The sequence below is a fragment of the Caballeronia sp. LZ043 genome (assembly GCF_031451075.1).
In the GTDB taxonomy this organism is placed as follows: Bacteria; Pseudomonadota; Gammaproteobacteria; order Burkholderiales; family Burkholderiaceae; genus Caballeronia.
Genome location: NZ_JARUXT010000003.1, coordinates 1105060 through 1125426 on the forward strand (window position 1 = coordinate 1105060; position 20367 = coordinate 1125426).

Here is a 20367-nt window from a genome sequence, read left to right on the forward strand (position 1 = left end):
TTTAACGGCTGTGGGACAACCCGCCCGTCAGCTGCGTGGACGATGCGGGTCCAGTTCGCCGGCATAGAAGCGCTGCAATTCGGCGATGAAGCCTTGCAGCGCGGCGTGATCGCGTGCCGGCGGCGCGAAACGGCGACCGAGCGTGACGCGGTAGGTGATCGGCAGCGCGGGCTTGCGGAAGATCTGCCAGCCCTTGCCGAGAAAGCCCGAATCCGTCTCGATGATGAGCGTCTGCACCGGCGCCTGCGCGCGCGCCGCAATCAGCGCAATGCCGCCCTTCAGCGGATTCACGGACCCCGAGCCGACGCCGGTGCGCGTGCCTTCGGGAAACAGCAGCAGTGGACTGCCGCGCTGCAATTCGCCGACGGCCGCGCGAATCAGCCCGACCGGCGAGTCGTTGACGATATAGCCGGCGAGCAGCGCGCCCGGCCCGAGGAACACGTTGCCCGCGACATCGCCCTTCATCACGCAGCAGGTGTCCGGCACGCGCGACGCGATCAGCAATGCATCGAGCAGGCACGGATGGTTCGGCGCGAGGATCATGGCCGGCTGGCCGGCGAGCGCATCGAGGGCCGAGAGATCGAAACGGCACGCGCCAAGCGAACGCAGCAGCACGAAATACAGATGCCAGACGCGCTGCACCGCCGCGCGGCCGACGCGCCGCCCGTCAGCGGCAGACAGCACGCGCCGCAGCAGCCACGCGAGCGGACACCACGTCAGACACACGAGCGCCAGCACCAGCAGCGCAAAGTAGAACGCCACGCATTGCCACGCGTATTCGAGCCCGCCGCCCGCCGTGATGCGTTCGCCCGCGCCGCCGATCTTGCGCTGCGCGTCACTCATCGCTCGCCACCATCTTCGACGACTGCCCGAACACCCACGCCACCGCGATGCCGCCCGACAGCACGCTCTTCTGCCGCACGAGCGGGCTGTCGTCGAAGTGCGCGCCCGCGAGATTCGCATAGCGCACGAACGCGCCGACCCAGTAGCGGCTGAAGCGCCGCGACATCGACACCAGCGCCTGCGAGCCGGCGTAACCGCCGCTCGCATGGAAGGCCGGACGCGCGGCGGTCGCGTATTGCGGGGCGACGGTGTAGTAGTGATCGCTGTACTTGCTGTCGGCGAACATCGGGCCGGCGAACACGGCCGCGTGCAGCCCGGAGACGTGGCCGACGTCGGTGAAATCGAGATTCAGGTTCGGCGTGAACTGCCAGCCGACCGTCTTCGGCGACGACTCCAGCGTGATGCCCAACCGCACCGGCATGCGCAGGTCCAGTTGCATGTCGCGCGATGCCGAACGCCACAGATGCACCTCCACCGAAGGCCCGACCTCGATGGTCGGCTTCAGGTCGGGCATGCCGGCGCGGGCGTTGTCGTCGCGGCTCGACACGGGCAGCGAACCGAGCACGCTGATGTTGAAGTTCACGCGATCGGTGTCGAGCAGTTGGCCGCGCACGCCGTCGCGATCGGCGCGCAGATACTTGCCGCGATACACGATGTACGGAAACGGAAAGACCCACGCGCGCGTCTGGTCCGAGCCGGGATAGTGCGGAAACGCGGCCACGCCTGCGCCGACGCCCACTTCCCAGAGCGGCTTTGAAGGCGGCGGCGCTTCATCGGCTGCGGCGGAGGCCGTCATGACTAGCGCGAGCCACGCGAGATGCGCTGGACGGAACACGGTCGGCGTGATCAATTGGCCGGCCGCTCCATGTGCTCCGCCTCGCTCAGGTTGCGCCGCCGCATGCGCCACGCGCGCAGCGAATTGCGAAAGTCGAGCGCCGCCGTCACGTAATAGACGCCCTTGAACGCGCGCAGCGAATGCCAGATCGGCGTCTTGCCGAAGATGTCGCCCGCCAGCAGCGACAGCAGCGCCTCCTTCATGCGCAGCGGATTGCGCGGGCCCATGAAGAGATTGCGCATCGTCGGCGACGTCATGCGATAGATGAACCACGAGAATTCGCGCGGGCCATGGCGCACGTCGCGGTCGAACTTCGCGAGCGCGGCCTGGGCGCGCGCCGGATGCGCCAGCGCCGTGTCGATGGCTTCCGCGCCCGCGAAGGCGCTTTGCATCGCCAGCATCACGCCGGAGGAGAACACCGGGTCGATGAACGCGAAGGCATCGCCGAGCAGCAGGAAGTTCGGCCCGTGCGTCATCTCGCCGGTGTACGAATAATTGCCGGTGGCGTGGACTTCGCTGACGAGCTTGGCATCCTTCAGGCGTTCCGCGAGCGGCGCGCACAGCGCGATGGTGTCGCGGAAAAACGCTTCCACCGAAGTGCCCTTCGGCCGCTGCCTGAGATACGCGGGCCATACGACCGCGCCGATGCTGGTCGTGCCGTCCACGAGCGGAATGAACCAGAACCAGCCGTGCTCGAACCAGAACACGGTGATGTTGCCTTCGTTCTCGCCGGGGTTGCGCTGCGCGTGGCGGAAGTGCGCATAGAGCGCCGACGAATTGTGCCGCTCGTTGCGCCGCTTGGTCTTGAAGTGATTGGCGAGCAGCGTGTCGCGGCCCGAGGCATCGACGACAAAACGCGCCTGCACCGTCTCGCTGCGGCCGTCATCGTGCTCGGCGTGGATGGTTGCGCTCGCGCCGTCCGCCGCGAACACGACTTCGCGGGCGCGGCACCCTTCGCTCACTTCCGCGCCGTGGCGGGCCGCGTTGCGCAGCAGGATTTCGTCGAGTTCGGAGCGGCGCACCTGATAGGCGCTCGGCATCGACTTGTCCCAGGCGTCGGCGAACAGGAAGCGCTGCATGCGCCCGTCATGTTGCGGCGACACGAATTCCGCCGCCAGCTTGACCATGCCGATGCGGCGAACCTCGTCGGCCACACCGAGTTGCTCGAACAGGCGCAGGTTCGCGGGCAACAGCGACTCGCCGATATGAAAGCGCGGATGCCGCGCCTTCTCCAGCACGCGCACGCGATAGCCGCGCCCGGCGAGCAGCGTCGCCGCTGTCGATCCGGCCGGTCCGCCGCCGATCACGGCCACGTCCCAGGCCTGCGTCGCTTCAGTCATCCACGCTCCTTGTTTTGTCTCGTTTCGGCAGATGCGCCGGTTCAGGCGATCCCGCCATTGATCGACAGTACTTGCCCGGTGACATACGCCGCCGCGTCCGACACCAGGTACGCGACCATGCCCGCGACTTCCTCCGCCGTGCCCGCGCGCTGCGCCGGCACCAGCTGCTTGATGCGCTCGGGTGGAAACGCCGCGCCGAGCATCGGCGAATCGATGACGCCGGGCGCCACCGCGTTCACCGTGATGCCGCGCGACGCCAGTTCCTGCGCGAGCGCCCGCGTCGCGCCGATCAGCCCGGCCTTCGCCGCGGCGTAATTGACCTGTCCGCGATTGCCCATCAGCCCCGCCACCGACGACAGATTGACGATGCGTCCGTGGCGTGTGCGGATCATCGGCAGGAGCAGGGGCTGGGTGACGTTGAAGAAGCCGTCGAGCGTGACATCGAGGACGCGTTTCCATTGCCGGCGCGTCATGCCGGCCATGGGCGCGTCGTCATGGATGCCGGCGTTGTTTACCAGGATCTGCACCGGCCCGTCCGTCAGGATGCGTTCGATGGCGTGCTGGGCGGCGTCGGGATGGGTGACGTCGAAGGCGATGGCGTGCGCCGTGCCGCCCGCCGTGCGAATGGACTCCACGCACGCTTCGGCCCGCTCGACGCCGCCGTTGGCGTGCACCCAGACTTCGTGTCCCGCGGCGGCCAGGGTCCGGCAGATGGCCTGTCCGATGGCGCCGCTGCCGCCCGTCACGAGCGCGCGCATGGCTCGGCTTGTGTCATCGATTGCACTCCGCTGGTTGATTGCGCCGTCCAGTCTCGAGGCACTGGATTTCACCCGCGTGAAGGCGCCCGAGCCAAGAGGCTGAGCGCCGTTATGGGGTCTAGCGCGTGCGATGCGCCGCGACGTGTGCCGCGAGCGCGCCCAGGCTGGCGAAAATCTTCTGGTTGTCGGGATTGTCCGAGCGCAGCTCGAACCCGTATTTTTTCGAGATCAGCAGCGCGATCTCGAGGATGTCGATGGAATCGAGCCCGAAACCTTCTTCATACAGACGCGTGTCGGCCGATACGGCCTTGGGATCGACGTCCTCGAGATTCAGATCGGCGACGATCAGCTCGGCCAGCTCTCTTTCCAGTTCGTTCATCGTATTTGCAGAGCGGCGCAAAAAAACGCGCCAAAGGCCGCCCGGCGATAGTGCCCCGCGCGCTTGCGCACGCTTCCGGCGGCCTGATTTCGAGATAATTGCGGTTCGCGAAATTCTAGACGAAGCCCCTTGGGACGCCTAGTAGGAAAGGTAACCGCTCGTACGGCAGGCCCCTATGCGAAATTTCTGAGAAGAATCAGTGATTTCCACGCGGGACCGGGCGCAGGTGGCCGTAGGGTAGAATCCGGCCCGTCCGACGGTTGTAAGAGCATCGAACAATCGGTTACAGACCGGGCGCGCACCCGCACGAGAAAATAAGCGTCAGGCAGGCGACTGCCGCATTTTTGTTCAACAAACGGGCGTTTTCGACAACGCCGCAGCCGCAATTCATGGTGCGTACTCTTTTTCTTCCGCGAGCCTGCTCGCAGCCGTTGGTGCATCTGCTTCCGGAGTCCGGCCGGTGAAGGCCGCCCGCGTCCTGCGCGCGGCGGGCGTCGTCGCCGGCATCGTCGCGTACCAGTGCGCCGCGCATTACGCGGTGTCCACGCCGGGCGCGCACGGCATCGGCCTGGCGCTGGTCCTCGCGCCGCTCGCGCTGATCCTTTTGAACGCCGCCGCGCGTTCCTCGGCGCGCGCCTGGCTGCTGCCGCTCTGGGCGCTGGCCGGCGTGGTGCTGTGGCTCGGACGGGCGCCGCTCGTCGAGCATTTCGGCTGGGGGTTGTGGATCGAGCACGCGGGCTTCAACCTCGCGCTCGCCTGGACCTTCGGACGCACCCTCGCGGCCGGTCGCGAGCCGCTCTGCACCCAGTTCGCCACCCTCGTCCACGGCCGCATCGAGCCGCGCGTGATGCGCTACACGCGCGGCGTCACGCTGGCGTGGACCCTGTTCTTCAGCGCCACGGCGCTGGTCTCCACGGTGCTGTTCGCGGGTGCGTCCATCGTCACGTGGTCGACGTTCGCGAACTATCTCGCGCTGCCGCTCGTCGGACTGATGTTCGTCGTCGAATATGCGTGCAGGCGCATCGCGCTGCCGGGCATGAAGCCGTCGAGCATCATGGACGCCGTCCGCGCGTATTCGCAGTCCACGCAGATGCGCCGCGGCGCGCCATGATCCGCCGGGCCCGTTACTCATGCAGACCTTTCCGCTGGTTTTCCACGCATCGCCCGATCAGACGCTCGCCTGGCGCGATGGCGCGCCCGTCAGCGTCCGCGCGTTCCTCGCCGACGTGCGGCGCGTGGCCGCCGCGCTGCCCGAGGGCGGGCATGTGTTCAACGTCTGCGCGGACCGCTACCGCTTCACCGTGAGCCTGTGCGCGACGCTGTTATCGGGCCGCATCAGCCTGCTGCCGTCCACGCACACGCCCGAGATGGTGCGCGCGCTGGCGTCGTTCGCGCCGGACGCGTTCTGCCTGCACGACAGCGACGACTGCGCGATCGACCTGCCGCGCATGCGCTATCCCGAAGACGCCGCGCCCTGTGACGGCGCCGACGATCCCGATGTGCCGATGATCGGCGGCGCGCGCGTCGCGGCCTATGTGTTCACGTCGGGCTCGACCGGCGCGCCGGTGCCGCATCGCAAGACCTGGGGCTTCCTGGTGAAGAACGTGCGCGCGGCGGCGGCGCGTCTCGGTCTGCTCGGCGGCGCGCCCGCCACGCTCGTGGGCACGGTGCCGCCGCAGCATATGTACGGTTTCGAATCGACGGTGCTGCTCGCCCTGCTCGGCGGCCTCGCGTTCAGCAACCGCCAGCCGTTCTATCCGGTCGATATCCGCGCCGAACTCGCCGCCGTGCCCGAACCGCGCGTGCTGGTGAGCTCGCCGATCCACCTGCGCGCGCTGTTCGCCAACGAAGCGCCGCTGCCGCCCGCCGCGCTGGTGCTGTCCGCTACCGCGCCGCTGTCCGAGAAACTGGCGCTGGACGCCGAGGCGCGGCTCGCCGCGCCGCTGATGGAAATCTACGGCAGCACGGAAACCGGCCAGATCGCGACGCGCCGCACCTCGCGCGGGGCGGCGTGGGAATTGTTCCCCGATGTCACCCTGACGCCGCGCGCCGATGAAACCGGCGACACCACCATGTGGGCCTCGGGCGGACACGTCGAGACGCCGGTGCCGATGGGCGACGCACTCGAACTCATCGACGGCGCTTTTTTCCTGCTGCACGGACGGCGCGCGGACCTGATCAACATCGCGGGCAAGCGCACTTCGCTGGCTTACCTGAATCATCAGCTGAATGCCATTCCGGGCGTCATCGACGGCGTGTTTCACATGCCCGACGACACCCACGCCGACGACGAACCCGTGCGCCGACTGATGGCGCTCGTCGTCGCGCCGGAACTCGACGCGGCGGAATTGCAACGCGCGTTGCGCGAACGCATCGACGCCGCGTTCATGCCGCGTCCGCTGCTGTTCTTCGATTCGCTGCCGCGCAACGCCACCGGCAAGCTGCCGCGCGACGTGCTGACGCGGCTGGTCGCGCAGGAACGCGAGCGGCGCGCGGCGCTGTCGTTTTCGGTGCCGCCCGGCCATCCCGCGCTCGCCGGGCACTTTCCTGGGCGGCCGATCGTGCCGGGCGTCGTGCTGCTCGATCACGCGCTCGATGCGCTCGGCATCGCGCTCGGTCAGCGTTTCGATGCCTGCCGGATCGATTCGGCCAAGTTCCTGAGTCCGGTGGCGCCGGGCGAGGCGCTGGACGTCGCGTATGAGACGGCGGCGAGCGGCGCGATCCGCTTCACGATCCGCGCGGGCGCGCGTGCGGTGGCGAGCGGTTCGCTTACCGCACCGTCCGCACCGTCCGCACGGTCCGCGACGTGAGCGACATGAAGCGCGCGCGCATGAACCGCGACGACTGGGCCGAGCGCCAGGAACGCAGCAATTTCGCGTTGCTGCGCTTCATGACGTGGATTTCGCTGCGCTTCGGACGCCGCGCCGGGCGCGTGCTGCTGCGGCTCATCACCGCCTATTTCGTGCTGTTTTCGCCGGCGGCGCGGCGCGCGTCGCGCGGTTATCTGAATCGCGCGCTCGGGCGGCATGCGGGCTGGCGCGACGGCTATCGGCATGTGTTTTCGTTCGCCTCGACGATCCACGACCGCATCTACCTGCTCAACGAACGCTTTGACCTGTTCGACATCCGCACGCACGGCGTCGCGGACGTCGAGGCCGCGCTCGCGGACGGCGGCGGCGCGTTCCTGATGGGCGCGCATCTCGGCAGCTTCGAGGTGGTGCGGGCGATCGGCCGGGCGCAGCCACACATTCGCATTGCGATCACGATGTACGAGGAGAACGCGCGCAAGATCAACGCGATCCTCGCCGCCGTGAATCCCGCCGCGCATCACGACGTGATTGGCCTCGGCAAGGTGGACGCGATGCTCAAGGTGCGCGAGCGGCTCGAAGCCGGCAGCCTCGTCGGCATCCTGGCGGACCGCACGCTGCGCCAGGCCGGCGACACGCTCAAGGAACGCGACTTCCTTGGCGCGCCTGCCGCGTTTCCGCTCGGCCCGCTGCACATGGCGGCAGTGTTGCGGCGGCCGGTCATCTTCATGACGGGGCTGTATCTCGGCGGCAACCGCTACGATATCCACTTCGAGACGCTCGCCGATTTCTCGAAAGTGGAACGCGGCGAGCGCGCCGCCGCCGTCGATGCCGCGCTCACGCGTTACGTGGCCTTGCTGGAGAAGTATTGCCGGGCGGCGCCGTACAACTGGTTCAACTATTTCGACTTCTGGCAGGCCAATGCGGCGTCCGCGCCGCAACGCGCGTCCAAGGCATCCGGCGCCGCCCAGGCTGCAGATGCCTGCGTGCCCGAAGTCGCACGGGATTCCTGAGCTTATGCGAGTTTTGATCGCGGCCCTGACCACTGCGCTGGTGTGCGGCGCTTCCTCACTCGCCACCGCCGCCGACGCGCCTTCCTCCGCGTGGACGCTCGACCGCCTGATGAACACGCTCGGCGCGAAGAAATCCGGCCGCGCGCATTTCACCGAGACGCGCTATCTGAAGATCGCGCAGGAGCCGCTGGAGTCGTCGGGCGAACTGGTGTTCGTCGCCCCGGATCATCTGGAAAAGCATACGGTCAGTCCGAAGCCGGAGAACCTGGTCGTCGATGGCGACATGCTCACCGTCGACCGCAACGGCCATACGATCACCATTCCGCTGCGCAATTACCCCGAACTGGGCGCGTTCATCGAGAGCATCCGCGCGACGCTCGCCGGCAACCGCTTCGCGCTGGAGCAGGCGTACCGGGTGTCGGTGACGGGCAAGGGCAACGACTGGACGCTGACGCTCGTGCCGATCGATTCGCGCATGCAGAAGAAGGTCAGTGAAATCACGCTCGCCGGGACCGGCGCGGCGCTGGCGCGCGTCGAGATCAGACAGGCCGACGGCGATCATTCGCTGATGCGCCTGCAAGACGCTTCCGCCCACTGACGCCGATGTCCTCAGGCACGCGCGGCCTCGTCGCGGTGTGGCGGGTGCTGCGCCAGCCCGCCGTGATCCTCTGGGTGTGCCTGCTCGCGGCGTGCGCGGGCGTGATTGCGCGCACGCAGTTTTCCGCCGATCTCTCCGCCTTCCTGCCGCGCACGCCGAGCGAACAGCAACGCGTGCTGGTCGAGCAACTGCGCGACGGACTGGTGTCGCGGCTGATTCTCGTCGGCATCGAGGGCGGCGACGCGGCCGGGCGCGCCGAGGTGTCGCGCAAACTGGCGGCCACGCTGCGCAATGACGCGCGTTTCTCCGCGATCCATAACGGCGAGCCGGTCGCGCAGGCGCGCGACGAGCGCTTCGTGTTCGAGCATCGCTATCAGCTGAGCCCCGACGTGACGCCCGAGCGTTTCAGCGAGGCGGGCCTCAAGGATGCGCTGGCGGGCAGCCTCGACCTGCTCGAATCGTCGGCGGGCATGATGGCGAAGGACCTGCTGCCGCACGATCCGACCGGCGAAGTCACCGCGCTCGTCAGCCAGCTCGACAGCGGCGCGCAGCCGCCGTTGCAAGATGGCGCGTGGGCGTCGCGCGACGGCCGGCGCGCCGTGCTGCTCGCGCAGACCGCCGCCGCCGGCTCCGATACCGACGCACAGTCCGCCGCGCTCGGCGCCCTTCAACATGCCTTCCGGCAGGCCGCGCCTTCGGCGTCGCCATATCGCCTGCTGCTGACGGGTCCGGGCGTGTTCGCCGTCGAGACCCGCGACACCATCATGCGCGAGGTGCGTTGGCTGTCGGCGGCGAGCATCGCGTTGATCGTCGTGTTGCTGCTCGCCGTGTACCGCTCGCTGCCTACCCTCTTGCTCGGCCTGATGCCGGTGCTGACGGGCGTCGCGGCCGGGGTCGCCGCCGTGAGCCTCGTGTTCGGCACGGTGCATGGACTGACGCTGGGCTTCGGCACGACGCTGATCGGCGAGGCTGTCGACTATTCCATCTACCTCTTCGTGCAGTCCGCCGGCATCCGTTTCGGCGGCCGGCGCGAGTCGCTCAAGGACTGGGTCGCGGGCTTCTGGCCGACCATCCGTCTGGGCGTGCTGACGTCGATCTGCGGCTACGCGTCGATGCTCTTCTCGGGCTTTCCGGGCCTCGTGCAACTCGGGCTGTATTCGATCGTCGGCCTGGCGACGGCGGGCATCGTCACGCGTTTCGTGCTGCCGTATCTGCTCCCGGCCAACTTCGCGATTCGCGATGTCTCGCGCCTCGGCACGCTGCTCGCGCGCGGTGCGGCGCGCGCCTCGAAGCTGCGCGGCGCGCTCGCGGTGCTGCTGATCGCCGCGCTCGCCGTGCTGCTGATGCAGCGCCACGGCCTCTGGAGCCAGGAACTCGCGGCGCTGAGTCCGGTGCCGAAGGCCAGCCAGGATCTCGATGCCCGCCTGCGCGCGGATGTCGGCGCGCCGGACGTGCGCTATCTCGTGGTGGTGTCGGCGGCGACGGAGCAGGCGGCGCTCGAACGCGCGGAGGCGGTCGCGCGGCCATTGCAGCCGCTCGTCGATGCACACGTGATCGCTGGTTTCGAAAGCCCGGCGCGCTATCTGCCGAGCGAGGCGGCGCAGCGCGCGCGCATCGCCAGCCTGCCGCCCGCCGACACACTGCGCACGCGGCTCGCCGACGCACTGCGCGAGCAGACCGTTCGTATCAAGCCGGAGGTGTTCGAGCCGTTCATCGCCGATGTCGACACGGTCCGCGCCCAGCCGCCGTTGCATCGCGCCGACTTGCAGGGCACGTCGATGGCGCTGGCCGTCGATTCGCTGCTCACCGGAAGCAATGGCCGCTGGACCGCGATGCTGCCGCTGCGCGCCGCCGCGGGATCGGACCTGCAGGCGCAGCGGATTCGCGCGGCGCTGGCAGAGGCGCACGTGCCGGACGCGCTGTTCGTCGACATGAAAGCCGAAGCCGACCGGCTCTACCAGAACTACGTGCACGAGGACATCCGGCTGTCGCTGGGCGGCTTTGCGGCGATCGTCGTGCTGCTCGTGCTCGCGCTGCGCTCGCCGGTGCGCGCGGCCCGCACGCTGGCGCCGCTGGTGGCGGCGGTGATCGTCGTGATCGCCGGGCTGGCGGCGGCGGGCAAGGCGCTGACGATCCTGCATCTGATCGGCATGCTGCTGATCGTCGCGGTCGGCTCGAACTACGCACTGTTCTTCAATTACCGCCCGCACGCTGAACGCGGCGCCGTTTCGCCGCAGACGCTGGTCTCGCTGCTGATCGCCAATCTGGCGACGGTGCTCGGCTTCGGCCTGCTGGCGCTGTCGCATGTGCCGATGCTCGAAACCTTCGGACTCACGGTCGGCCCCGGCGCGATTCTCGCGCTGCTGTTCTCGGCGATTCTCGCGCCGCGTCCGGAGTCCCGACGATGAGTTCGCCCCTTGCACCGCCCGGACAGCCGCGCCGCTGGCGGCCAGCGCCGCTCGTCGGCGGCGCGGCGACCGTGCATGCGGGCGCGCTGGCCGCGCTGCTGGCGGCGCCCGCAAGCTGGCCGTGGGCGGCGGGCGGCGTCGTGGCCTCGCATCTGGCGCTGACGGCGGCGGGACTCTGGCCGCGCAGCGCGCTGCTCGGCCACAACTGGACGACGCTGCCGGACACGGCCGGCGCGTGCGTGGCGATCACCATCGACGACGGTCCTTCTCCCGAAGTCACGCCGCGCGTGCTCGATCTGCTCGACCGGCATCAGGCTCGTGCGACCTTCTTTTGCATCGGCGAGCGGGCGCGCGAACATCCAGGCATCGTGCGCGAGATCGTCGCGCGCGGGCATGCGGTGGAGAACCACAGCCAGCGGCATCGGCATCATTTTTCGCTGCTGGGGCCGCGCGCGATGCGGCGCGAGATCGAAGCCGCGCAGGACACGCTCGGCGATATCACGGGCACGCGGCCGCTGTTCTTCCGCGCTCCGGCCGGCTTGCGCAATCCGTTTCTTGAGCCGGTGCTGTGCGGGCTCGGCCTGCATCTCGCCAGCTGGACGCGGCGCGGCTTCGACACCCGCACCGGCGACGCGGCGCTCGTCGCGCGCCGTCTGCTGGACGGCTTTGCGCCGCGCGACATCCTGCTGCTGCACGACGGCCACACCGCCCGCGATGCATCCGGCGCGCCGGTCATCCTCGCCGCGCTCGACACCGTGTTGCACGCGGCCGGCGCGCGCAGCCTCGCGACCGTCACCTTGCGCGAGGCGATCGCGTAGACTGCACGGGCCCATCGTTCATCAGGTCCCGCATGGTCCCGGCCGAGCTCATCGAGACAGCCCGTCGTCCTTTCCGCGCCGCAGGGCGCTTTGCGTGGCATTTCGCGGCCGCCAAGCTGCGGCACGATCCCTTCTTCTCCCATCTGCTCGCGCACGGCCTGATTCCGGACGGCGCGCGCATCCTCGATCTCGGCAGCGGTCAGGGGCTGCTGGCCGCCTGGCTGATGGCCGCGCATGCCTGGCATCGCGATGGCGCGCCCGGCACATGGCCCGGGCATTGGCCCGCGCCGCCGCTGCTGGGCTCGCTGCATGGCATCGAACTGACGCCGCGCGATATCGAGCGCGCGCGCATCGGCTTGCGGGCGCATCGGGCGCGCGTGCAGTTCGTCTGCGACGACATTCGCGCCGCGCCGTTTCCGCAGGCGGACGTGATTGTCGCGTGCGACGTGCTGCATTACGTCGATGCCGACGCCCAGGAATCGGTCCTGCGCCGCATCCGCACGAGTCTGGCGCCGGACGGCATGCTGCTGCTGCGCGTCAGCGACGCGGCAGCGGGCTGGCGAGCGGGCCTCGACCGGGCCGTCGATTTCGGCATGCAGATTGCGCGCTCCGGCCGCGCGAACGGTCTGACCTGCCGCAGCGAGGCGCAATGGCTGGCCTTGCTCGACGCGCTCGGCTTCAACGTGACGACCCGTCCGATGGGCGACGGCGCGCATGAGGCAAATCGGCTGATGATCGCCCGCCTTGGGCGCATCGGCCGCCTCGGTCGCTGAGCCCCTGAGCCCCGCCCGGCGCGCGACAGAGCGTTTGTTACAATTCATCGAATATCGAATGCCTGAGCCCGTAGTGAACCCTTTTCTGCTGACGCACTTCACCGCCACGAGTTGCGCGGGACGCGGCCTCGACGCGACGCGCGCCGCGCTCGTCGAAGGACGCGGCGGACTCGCCCCATGCGACTTCGACGGGGCCAATCTCAAGACCTATACAGGCAGGGTTGCCGGCATCGAGGACGAACCCGTCCGCGCCGATCTTTCCGCCTTCGACTGCCGCAACAACCGGCTCGCGCAGATCGCGCTGACCCAGGACGGTTTCGACGCGCGCGTGCGGGACGCCATTGCGCGGGTGGGCGCGGCGCGCGTCGGCGTGTTCATGGGCACGAGCACGGCGGGCATCCTCGAAACCGAGCTTGCCTATCAGCGCCGCGATCCGCTCACCGGCGCACTGCCCGCCGACTTCAACTACGCCGCCACCCACAATCCGTTTTCCCTCGCCGCCTTCGTGCGCGTGTATTTCGGCGTGCGCGGGCCGGCGGTGTCGGTGTCGTCGGCGTGTTCGTCGGGGGCGAAGGTGTTCGGCTCGGCGCGCCGCATGCTCGATACCGGCCTGATCGACGTGGCCGTGGTGGGCGGCGTCGATACGCTGTGTCTCACCACGCTCTACGGCTTCAATTCGCTCGAACTGCTCGCGCCGGGACCGTGCAGGCCGTTCGATCTGCATCGCAACGGCATCAACATCGGCGAAGCGGCGGCCTTCGGGCTGCTGGAACGCGATACGCCCGAGGCCGACGCTCACGCGATTCGCTTCCTGGGCATCGGGGAAACGAGCGATGCGCATCATATGTCGTCGCCGCATCCCGAGGGTCTCGGCGCGCGCATGGCGATGGAACAGGCGCTGGCGAGCGCCGGACTCGATGCACGCGACATCGGCTATGTAAACCTGCACGGCACCGCGACGCCGAGCAACGACGCCGCCGAAAGCCTCGCGCTGAACAGCGTCTTCGACAGCGTGCCGTGCAGTTCCACCAAAGGCGCGACGGGGCATACGCTCGGCGCGGCGGGGGCGCTCGAAGCCGTCATTGCGGCGCTGGCGCTGCAACACCAGATGATCCCGGCGGGCGCGAATACGACCGAACCGGACCCGGCGCTCGGCCTCGATTACGTCACGGCGACGCGCCGCGCACCGTTGCGCGCGGTGCTGTCCAACTCGTTCGGGTTTGGGGGCACCAATTGCAGCCTGGTGTTCGGGCTGGGCGCGCGCGAAGGGGGATCGGCATGATTCCGCTGCGCGCGTATATCGAAGGGATCGGGGTGATCGGGCCGGGGCTTGCGGACTGGCCGCAGGCTGCGGAGGTGCTGACGCAGCGCGCCGCGCTGCATGCCGCCCGGACCGTGTTGCCCGCGCCGGCCGGACTGCCGTCCGCCGAGCGTCGGAGGACGGGTCCGGTAGTGCGCGCCGCGCTCGCCGCCGCGCATGAAGCGGTGGCGCAGAGCGGCCGCGACGCCGCGACGCTCGCGGCCGTGTTCGCGGCATCCGGCGGCGATGGCGGCAACTTCCACGCGATCTGCGAAACCCTCGCGAGCGACGAGCCGCAACTCTCGCCGACCCGTTTTCACAACTCGGTGCACAACGCGCCGGCCGGCTACTGGAGCATCGCGACGCGCGCGATGGCGGCGTCGAACGTGCTGTGCGCGTATGACGGCAGCTTCGCAGCGGGGCTGCTGGAGAGCCTGGCGCAGGTGAGCGTCGATGGCGCTGCAACCCTGCTCGTCGCCTACGACACGGACTACCCGGAACCCTTGCGCAGCGTGCGTCCGATCGACGATGCCTTTGGCGTGGCGCTCGTGCTCGCGTCGCAGAAGAGCGAGCGCTCGCTCGCGTGCATCGAGGCGCGGCTGTGCGCGACGCCTGTCTCCGCGCTCGATGATGCCGCGCTGGAAGCGCTGCGCGTGTCGAATCCGGCGGCGCGGGCGTTGCCTTTGCTCGAAGCAATCGCCGCCTCGCGCACAGCGAGCGTGGTGCTCGATTATCTCGACGACACGCAGCTTGCCGTGGAAGTTGAATCGGTATGTTGAGCGCGGCCCGGACGTTGAATCGCGATGAAATCGCCGCGCGCATTCCGCACGACGGCGCGATGTGCCTGCTGGAATCCGTCGTGGCGTGGAATGCGGAACGCATCCGCTGTACTGCGACGAGCCATCTTGCCGCCGATAACCCGTTGCGCTTCAAGGACCGGCTCGCGTCGGTGTGCGGCATCGAATACGCGGCGCAAGCCATGGCGACGCACGGTGGGCTGATCGGCACGGAACGTGGGCAGCGTCCACGCGCCGGTCTGCTGACGAGCGTGCGCGGCGTGGACCTGTTCGTTGATCGGCTCGACGGGCTGGATGGGCCGCTCGATATCGAGGCCGAGCGTATCGGCGGGGATGAGAACACGGTGCTGTATCGCTTCAGCGTGCAATGCGCCGGGCGGCTGCTGCTGAGCGGCCGCGCTGCTGTGATTCTCGATGCGGGTCAGTCGGCAGGTTGTGCTGCGCCGGGTTTGACTGCGCAGTAGGCTGAGAAGATGCCGAGTTCCACCTCGCGGCGCACTTCGATGAAACCGGCGCTCCTGATTGCCGCCAGCACGGTCGCAGGCGGCACGCAGGCTTCGATGCTGTCCCAGTAATAGCGCATCAGCTCGACGCTTTCCCCCTTCTTCCCCACGACACGCGCAATCAACGGCACCACGCCGCGCATGTAAAACTTCAGTGCTGCGAGGCCCAGGCCATGTTCGGGGCGCGTGATTTCCAGCACGCACAAACGGCCGCCGGGCGCCAGCACGCGGAAGTATTCATCGAACACACGGGTCAGGTCGCCGACGTGGCGCAGCGCGAAGCCCATGCTCAGGAAGTCGTATGAGACGTCATCGCAGGGCAGCTGCTCGGCACTGCCGATACGCGTCTCGACGCCAACCGGCAACTGCGCCTGTCCGACCATGCCCGGGCTCGGATCGACTCCGGTGACGAGCGCCGCGTCGCCGGTGATCGCGACGGCCTCCTTCGTGACGAGACCGGTGCCCATGCCGACATCGAGCACGCGCATGCCCCGCTTAAGGCCCGCCGAGCGCAGCGCCCGATTGCGATACCACGGGCCGGAACCCAACGCCATCGCGCGTTCGATGGCGTCGTAGTCGCTCGCGGTGCGGTCGAACATGCCGCGCAGCCAGGTGCGTCGGTTGGATTCGTCGGGGTAGTAGGCGGTCAGGGGTTCGTGCGGGACCTCGGGGCGGGAGGGTTCACGCATGGTGGTTGGGGGTTGGTGGGGTGTTCGTCGAATGACGAGCATTCGGTTGCAGCGATTGGGTCATGAGAATCATGAAGGGAAATCCGCTGGAAGGGTTGACAACGGAGTATCGCGGGTGGAGGGGCTGGAGTAAATGGGTGGTTGGGGTTGGGGCATGCATGCAGCGTTCGTTCGGTCAGCGCTGCTGGATTCCAGACTACCCCTGTCTCTTATGAATGAATTGAAGATCTTTTGATGAGAATTCTCCATTTTCAATAAAAATGAATTGCAGCTCCTTATTAGAGAAATACGATGGGCTATGCAGTCCATCTTCTCTTGACATCGAATACTGGAGATATTCTTGAGAGCTAGCGAAAAACCCTCGTCTCTCCTTCCTTTGTTCGAAAAGGACAACGGTGTTTCCGTAGCTATTTTCCAGGAGAAATTGCGAATTCACCCGTTCGACCGGATGACTGACCCGCGTCCACAGGGGTCCGCAGGTGGAAGTATCCAAAGCGCAGTATTACGGCGGGGAAGGAAAGAAGCGCAGATATGCCTCTATCGCCCGGGCCTCATTGGACTGTGTTTCCCTTAGCGCCTGCGACGCCAGAAAATACATCCATCTTTGAAATCCGCTTCGATTCAAGTTCACATTCGTCGACGGCCAGTGCGCTGCGAAGTAGTGAAGGAACTCTGGCCGGAGTATAGAGTTCGGGTCGCTCTGGAATCTGCCAGCGGTTTTTCGATTCAGGCGCTTGCGATGCCGCATTCAGAACGCAGAAATTCATTTGGCATTGAGCATGCAAAAGGCTTGATGCAAGGGCGCTTCTAACAGGGAAGCTGGCACTCCACTCCGCCTCGACGGCGCGCCACATTACCTCGATCTCCAGTGCAGCATGTCGCCGCGGTAGTCACCACTGCAGCCAGCACTGCATTCATCGAGGCCACCGTCGACCAATCCCGTGCAGCAACGCCGCCGTGCCGGCACGGCGTGCGCGACGCAATCCGACGCCGATGGGTCCTTCCTGACTGGTCAGCCGCCCTTGCTCAAGAGCGCGACGGACAACGCGCCCAGCACCTTGCATCATGCAATCCCGCACGCAGAACGCGAAATACTCTTTGGCATTCGGTATGCAAAAGGCTTAATACCGAGTCCCATCCGAAGCAAATGGAAGCGATTCGCAGTGCGTCAATCAGCCGCGACCGCAGCATGTTGTACTGTCCTTGCACTTCCGCCGACGGCCGCCGCAGCAAAGCCCGGATCCATCGTCCCAGAACTCACCACCGATCGATCAGCTGCAGGCGCCGGCAACGCCAGCGTCATCGCACGCTGTGCGCGCCGCATCGAGTTGCGGACACGCCGCTCCGGCCGGCTCAGCATTCCGCCGCCCACGAGCGCCACGAATGAAGCCACCAACGGAACCGCGAGCAGCATCGTCGCGAACTTGAACAACCCGAGCCGCAGCGGACTGCGCGCCGCCCATGCCGACCAGCCGGTTGCAAAAACAACATAGGCAAGGCCGGCGGGCGCGCCGGCAAGCTCGGGCGCACCCACCCACTGCGCGAAGGGCAAAGGAAAAACGAGTACGAAAAGCGCGACGCTCGCGAGGGCATGCACCAGCAGCGCCCGCCGACGTCTTGCCAGACCGCTCAACGACCAGAACGCCAGCACCAGCACGAACGGCGGACACGCGGCTACGACGATCGCCAGCGTCAGATAGACCAGCACGCCTGCCAGCAGATTGCGCGAGTAACCCGCCGACGACGCATACCACACCAGATACGCCGCCGCGGCCGCCCCCACGCAGGCGAAGTACGCCACCATGCCGCTCTGCCCGTCGGGCGCGACGACGAGTCTCAGCAACAGCAGGCTCGTGAAGGCGATGAGATAAACCAGAAAACGCAAGACCGAAAAACGTTGCTGCATGCCACACCCCAGTTCCCCTGACGGCTTCGCGGTCCTGGTCCGGCTGATGTGCCGGGGAGACCGTCTGCGTCCGTCTGTCGCCTGCGTCCGCGTTCGGATGACGGATCGCGAGGCTCAAGATGTCGCCGCCAATGGCCAATGAGGCGTTCGCGATCGACTTTTATTTATCGACTGAGGAATGGGAAATCTTTAGTGCGCAATAAAACGCACCGGCAGTCAGCGCGGCAGCGTCCTGGCCTTTTTCATCGCGGACGCACTCACGAAATTTCCCGCGCCGAGATGGTGCAGCGTATGCAGCGGCTCGTTGGACTCGTCAAGGTGCCAGTGGCCCTCCGAGAACACGACAGGGTCCGCGGCCGCCGCGACGACTTCCGCGAAACACGTGTCGTACGCGTCCTCGGTGTGCTTCTCGTCGATGAGCCTGCACTCGAGCCACGCCGCACAGTTCTTCTCGATCAGCGGCAGCCCGAGCACCGGACCTTCCACCGTTTCGATGCCGAAGGTATCGAATTTGTCGAGTTCGCGTCCGTCCGTCGTGCCGACCGCGTAGGTCATGTCCATCGCGGCCGCGCCCGGCACGATCACGCCGAATATCCCGCTCGCAGCGGCGAGTTCGCGTGTGAACGTGCGCTTGTCGATGACGATGGCAATGCGCGGCGGCGTGAATTCCACCGGCATCGACCAGGCAGCGGCCATCACGTTGCGGCGGCCGCCGTGTGCGCTCGTGACGAGCACCGTCGGACCATGATTGATGAGGCGGCTCGCGTGTTCCAGCTTGACGGGAAGAAAGTGGCTCATGGGGTTTCTAAAAAAAGTGGAACGATTTGCGTGGAAAAAAAGCGGAACAGATGACGTGATTTTAGGCGGCGACCGGCGCACACGCCCTGGATCCGCTCGAAGCCGATAATTCAGCTTGACAGACACTCTTACGATATATATCTTTAGATATGTTTTACGACATATCTGGAGCGTACCTCATGAAATCCCGTTGCTTTCAACATGCACGTGAAGTCGGCTTCCGTGCATCTGGTTTCGATTTCCCCTTCGATGCACCCGAGTGGTTCGAACGGTTTGCCATCGAGCGCCGCGGCATGATCGGGCGCCATGGCCGTGGCGGCGGACGCTTCGGCGGCGGCCCTGGCGGTCCCGGAGGCATGGGTGGGATGGGCGGCATGGGCGGGTTCGGCGAAGACGGCATGCCGCGCGGCCGCAAGTTCTCGTCCGACGACCTGCAATTGCTTCTCCTCGCCATGCTGGCCGAGGCGCCGCGTCACGGCTACGAACTCATCAAGGCACTGGAAGACCGTTCGAACGGCTTCTACGCACCCAGTCCCGGCATGGTGTATCCGGCGCTCACGTATCTGGAAGAACTCGGCCACACCACCGTCGAACTGGAAGGCAACCGCAAGCGTTACGCGCTGTCCGAGACCGGCCGCGAGTACCTCGCGGCGAATCGCGAACGCGTGGACATCATGCTCGCGAAGCTCACGCATTTCGCACGCAAGATGGATCTCGTGCGCCGCGCCTACATGGGCGAGGACGTCGAGGACCCGAGCGGCGACACCGGCTGGGTGCCCGAGCTGATCGCCGCGCGGCGCGCGCTGAAGAAGGCCATGCTGCTGCGCACGAACGCATCGGCGGACGAACAGCGCCGCATTGCCGCGATCCTCGCCCGCGCCACGGCCGAGATCGAACAGAACCCCGCGCCCAAGCAGGCGTAACCAGGACGCAAGAAAAAACGGAAAAAAGGAAACGCATACGATGATCGATTCCATCCTCCAACACCGGCCCGACCTCGAAGTCACCCGCGTCCGTCACCCGCTCAGGTTTCGCCTGGTGCGAGTGCAGCGCGTGCAGACGCTGAACCCTTTCCTCGTGCGCGTGACCTTCAGCGGCGACGATCTCGCTGACTTCGTCAGCGCCTCCTTCGACGATCACGTCAAGCTGTTCTTCCCGGCGCCGGGCGAGTCCATGCCCGCGCTGCCGCAATCGAGCCCGGACGGTCCGGTCTTCGATCCGTCGAAGCCCCGTCCCGTCGCGCGCGACTTCACGCCGCGCCGTTTCGACCCGGCCGCCCGTGAACTCGACATCGAGTTCGCGCTGCATGAAGCCGGTCCCGCCACCGACTGGGCGTCGCAAGCCGCGCCAGGTCAGTATCTCGGCATCGGCGGGCCGCGCGGGTCGTTCGTGATTCCAGTGCAGTTCGACTGGCATCTGCTGATCGGCGACGAAACCGCCTTGCCTGCGATCGCCCGACGCGTCGAAGAGCTGCCTGCCGGCACGCGCGTGGCTACCTTGATCGAGGTGGCCGAGCCATCCGCGCGCATTGAATTCGACACCCATGCCGACCTCTACGCGCAATGGCGTTATAGAAACGAAAGCGAGCATCCCGGCGGCGCGCTGTTGCTCGCCTTGAGGGAGACCTACATGCCCGAGGGCGAAGGCTATGTATGGGCCGCTGGCGAAGCGACGCTGATGCGCGCAGTGCGCCAGTTGCTGACCACCGAGCGCGGCATCGACAAGCGGCGCATCCGCGCGTCCGCCTACTGGAAGCGCGGCGAGCAAGGCGTGCATGGCAGCATCGAGGACTGAGCACACGC

At 67.2% G+C, this 20367-nt stretch carries 21 protein-coding genes; 12 read left to right on the forward strand and 9 right to left on the reverse strand.

What is annotated here, in order from left to right; translation table 11 throughout:
* Positions 1 to 27 precede the first annotated feature (27 nt).
* The 5 genes from QCE64_RS25080 to QCE64_RS25100 all read right to left on the reverse strand — a co-directional run bounded on the left by QCE64_RS25080 (position 28) and on the right by QCE64_RS25100 (position 4155).
* Entirely contained in the window at positions 28 to 843 is an 816-nt protein-coding gene (locus QCE64_RS25080; RefSeq protein ID WP_309933638.1) for a lysophospholipid acyltransferase family protein, read from the reverse strand.
* Complete coding sequence (locus QCE64_RS25085; RefSeq protein WP_309933639.1) at positions 836 to 1693, reverse strand: MipA/OmpV family protein; 858 nt, start codon at positions 1691 to 1693, stop codon at positions 836 to 838. Before QCE64_RS25085 ends, QCE64_RS25080 begins: the two co-directional genes overlap by 8 nt.
* A complete protein-coding gene (locus tag QCE64_RS25090) occupies positions 1690 to 3018 on the reverse strand; it encodes an NAD(P)/FAD-dependent oxidoreductase (protein WP_310006845.1) in 1329 nt (442 codons plus the stop codon). Before QCE64_RS25090 ends, QCE64_RS25085 begins: the two co-directional genes overlap by 4 nt.
* Before the next feature lie 41 nt (positions 3019 to 3059).
* Entirely contained in the window at positions 3060 to 3776 is a 717-nt protein-coding gene (gene fabG / locus QCE64_RS25095; protein WP_309924218.1) for a 3-oxoacyl-ACP reductase FabG, read from the reverse strand.
* A gap of 118 nt (positions 3777 to 3894) precedes the next feature.
* Entirely contained in the window at positions 3895 to 4155 is a 261-nt protein-coding gene (locus tag QCE64_RS25100) for a phosphopantetheine-binding protein (RefSeq protein WP_309907769.1), read from the reverse strand.
* Positions 4156 to 4615: 460 nt separating this feature from the next.
* Between QCE64_RS25100 and QCE64_RS25105 the strand changes: the two genes are divergently transcribed.
* The 10 genes from QCE64_RS25105 to QCE64_RS25150 all read left to right on the forward strand — a co-directional run bounded on the left by QCE64_RS25105 (position 4616) and on the right by QCE64_RS25150 (position 15133).
* On the forward strand, positions 4616 to 5266 hold the full coding sequence (locus QCE64_RS25105) for a hypothetical protein (protein WP_309924220.1): 651 nt from the start codon (positions 4616 to 4618) through the stop codon (positions 5264 to 5266).
* A 19-nt stretch (positions 5267 to 5285) separates the two neighbouring features.
* Entirely contained in the window at positions 5286 to 6965 is a 1680-nt protein-coding gene (locus QCE64_RS25110; protein WP_310006847.1) for an AMP-binding protein, read from the forward strand.
* 20 nt (positions 6966 to 6985) lie between these two features.
* A complete protein-coding gene (locus tag QCE64_RS25115; protein WP_310007375.1) occupies positions 6986 to 7975 on the forward strand; it encodes an acyl-CoA synthetase in 990 nt (329 codons plus the stop codon).
* A 4-nt stretch (positions 7976 to 7979) separates the two neighbouring features.
* Positions 7980 to 8573 carry a LolA-related protein gene (locus QCE64_RS25120; RefSeq protein WP_310006848.1) on the forward strand — a complete coding sequence of 198 codons (594 nt, stop codon included), beginning with the start codon at positions 7980 to 7982 and terminating at the stop codon, positions 8571 to 8573.
* Positions 8574 to 8578: 5 nt separating this feature from the next.
* Positions 8579 to 10981 carry an MMPL family transporter gene (locus QCE64_RS25125; protein WP_310006850.1) on the forward strand — a complete coding sequence of 801 codons (2403 nt, stop codon included), beginning with the start codon at positions 8579 to 8581 and terminating at the stop codon, positions 10979 to 10981.
* Positions 10978 to 11799, forward strand: a complete 822-nt coding sequence (locus QCE64_RS25130; RefSeq protein WP_310006851.1) for a polysaccharide deacetylase family protein — start codon at positions 10978 to 10980, stop codon at positions 11797 to 11799. The genes QCE64_RS25125 and QCE64_RS25130 overlap by 4 nt, the downstream gene beginning before the upstream one ends.
* Before the next feature lie 32 nt (positions 11800 to 11831).
* Positions 11832 to 12572: a class I SAM-dependent methyltransferase gene (locus QCE64_RS25135; RefSeq protein WP_310006853.1), complete on the forward strand. Its 741-nt coding sequence runs from the start codon at positions 11832 to 11834 to the stop codon at positions 12570 to 12572.
* Positions 12573 to 12645: 73 nt separating this feature from the next.
* On the forward strand, positions 12646 to 13854 hold the full coding sequence (locus tag QCE64_RS25140) for a beta-ketoacyl-[acyl-carrier-protein] synthase family protein (RefSeq protein WP_310006855.1): 1209 nt from the start codon (positions 12646 to 12648) through the stop codon (positions 13852 to 13854).
* A complete protein-coding gene (locus QCE64_RS25145) occupies positions 13851 to 14651 on the forward strand; it encodes a beta-ketoacyl synthase chain length factor (RefSeq protein ID WP_309933651.1) in 801 nt (266 codons plus the stop codon). Before QCE64_RS25140 ends, QCE64_RS25145 begins: the two co-directional genes overlap by 4 nt.
* Positions 14645 to 15133: a hotdog family protein gene (locus QCE64_RS25150; protein WP_309924232.1), complete on the forward strand. Its 489-nt coding sequence runs from the start codon at positions 14645 to 14647 to the stop codon at positions 15131 to 15133. The genes QCE64_RS25145 and QCE64_RS25150 overlap by 7 nt, the downstream gene beginning before the upstream one ends.
* On the opposite strand, the gene QCE64_RS25155 is transcribed toward QCE64_RS25150, so the two are convergent.
* From QCE64_RS25155 to QCE64_RS25170, 4 genes are all read right to left on the reverse strand, one after another.
* A complete protein-coding gene (locus QCE64_RS25155; protein ID WP_309924234.1) occupies positions 15091 to 15861 on the reverse strand; it encodes a class I SAM-dependent methyltransferase in 771 nt (256 codons plus the stop codon). The genes QCE64_RS25150 and QCE64_RS25155 overlap by 43 nt on opposite strands.
* A gap of 551 nt (positions 15862 to 16412) precedes the next feature.
* Positions 16413 to 16715 carry a hypothetical protein gene (locus QCE64_RS25160; RefSeq protein WP_310006857.1) on the reverse strand — a complete coding sequence of 101 codons (303 nt, stop codon included), beginning with the start codon at positions 16713 to 16715 and terminating at the stop codon, positions 16413 to 16415.
* A gap of 314 nt (positions 16716 to 17029) precedes the next feature.
* Positions 17030 to 17767 (reverse strand): hypothetical protein, encoded by a 738-nt coding sequence (locus QCE64_RS25165; RefSeq protein ID WP_309924236.1) that lies wholly within the window; start codon positions 17765 to 17767, stop codon positions 17030 to 17032.
* A 216-nt stretch (positions 17768 to 17983) separates the two neighbouring features.
* The gene (locus QCE64_RS25170) at positions 17984 to 18565 is read right to left on the reverse strand and encodes a flavin reductase family protein (RefSeq protein ID WP_309924238.1); all 582 of its coding nucleotides are present in this window, start codon (positions 18563 to 18565) and stop codon (positions 17984 to 17986) included.
* A 179-nt stretch (positions 18566 to 18744) separates the two neighbouring features.
* On the opposite strand from QCE64_RS25170, the gene QCE64_RS25175 reads away from it, so the two are divergent.
* Positions 18745 to 19488, forward strand: a complete 744-nt coding sequence (locus QCE64_RS25175; protein WP_310006859.1) for a PadR family transcriptional regulator — start codon at positions 18745 to 18747, stop codon at positions 19486 to 19488.
* A 40-nt stretch (positions 19489 to 19528) separates the two neighbouring features.
* On the forward strand, positions 19529 to 20359 hold the full coding sequence (locus QCE64_RS25180) for a siderophore-interacting protein (RefSeq protein WP_309924241.1): 831 nt from the start codon (positions 19529 to 19531) through the stop codon (positions 20357 to 20359).
* Positions 20360 to 20367: the final 8 nt, after the last annotated feature.

Coding starts and splice junctions, on each gene's coding strand:
- QCE64_RS25080 (WP_309933638.1), bottom strand. CDS start 843: ATGAGTGACGCGCAGCGCAAGATCGGCGGCGCGGGCGAACGCATCACG.
- QCE64_RS25090 (WP_310006845.1), bottom strand. CDS start 3,018: ATGACTGAAGCGACGCAGGCCTGGGACGTGGCCGTGATCGGCGGCGGA.
- fabG (WP_309924218.1), bottom strand. CDS start 3,776: ATGCGCGCGCTCGTGACGGGCGGCAGCGGCGCCATCGGACAGGCCATC.
- QCE64_RS25100 (WP_309907769.1), bottom strand. CDS start 4,155: ATGAACGAACTGGAAAGAGAGCTGGCCGAGCTGATCGTCGCCGATCTG.
- QCE64_RS25110 (WP_310006847.1), top strand. CDS start 5,286: ATGCAGACCTTTCCGCTGGTTTTCCACGCATCGCCCGATCAGACGCTC.
- QCE64_RS25115 (WP_310007375.1), top strand. CDS start 6,986: ATGAACCGCGACGACTGGGCCGAGCGCCAGGAACGCAGCAATTTCGCG.
- QCE64_RS25120 (WP_310006848.1), top strand. CDS start 7,980: ATGCGAGTTTTGATCGCGGCCCTGACCACTGCGCTGGTGTGCGGCGCT.
- QCE64_RS25125 (WP_310006850.1), top strand. CDS start 8,579: ATGTCCTCAGGCACGCGCGGCCTCGTCGCGGTGTGGCGGGTGCTGCGC.
- QCE64_RS25130 (WP_310006851.1), top strand. CDS start 10,978: ATGAGTTCGCCCCTTGCACCGCCCGGACAGCCGCGCCGCTGGCGGCCA.
- QCE64_RS25135 (WP_310006853.1), top strand. CDS start 11,832: ATGGTCCCGGCCGAGCTCATCGAGACAGCCCGTCGTCCTTTCCGCGCC.
- QCE64_RS25145 (WP_309933651.1), top strand. CDS start 13,851: ATGATTCCGCTGCGCGCGTATATCGAAGGGATCGGGGTGATCGGGCCG.
- QCE64_RS25150 (WP_309924232.1), top strand. CDS start 14,645: ATGTTGAGCGCGGCCCGGACGTTGAATCGCGATGAAATCGCCGCGCGC.
- QCE64_RS25155 (WP_309924234.1), bottom strand. CDS start 15,861: ATGCGTGAACCCTCCCGCCCCGAGGTCCCGCACGAACCCCTGACCGCC.
- QCE64_RS25160 (WP_310006857.1), bottom strand. CDS start 16,715: ATGTGGCGCGCCGTCGAGGCGGAGTGGAGTGCCAGCTTCCCTGTTAGA.
- QCE64_RS25165 (WP_309924236.1), bottom strand. CDS start 17,767: ATGCAGCAACGTTTTTCGGTCTTGCGTTTTCTGGTTTATCTCATCGCC.
- QCE64_RS25170 (WP_309924238.1), bottom strand. CDS start 18,565: ATGAGCCACTTTCTTCCCGTCAAGCTGGAACACGCGAGCCGCCTCATC.
- QCE64_RS25175 (WP_310006859.1), top strand. CDS start 18,745: ATGAAATCCCGTTGCTTTCAACATGCACGTGAAGTCGGCTTCCGTGCA.
- QCE64_RS25180 (WP_309924241.1), top strand. CDS start 19,529: ATGATCGATTCCATCCTCCAACACCGGCCCGACCTCGAAGTCACCCGC.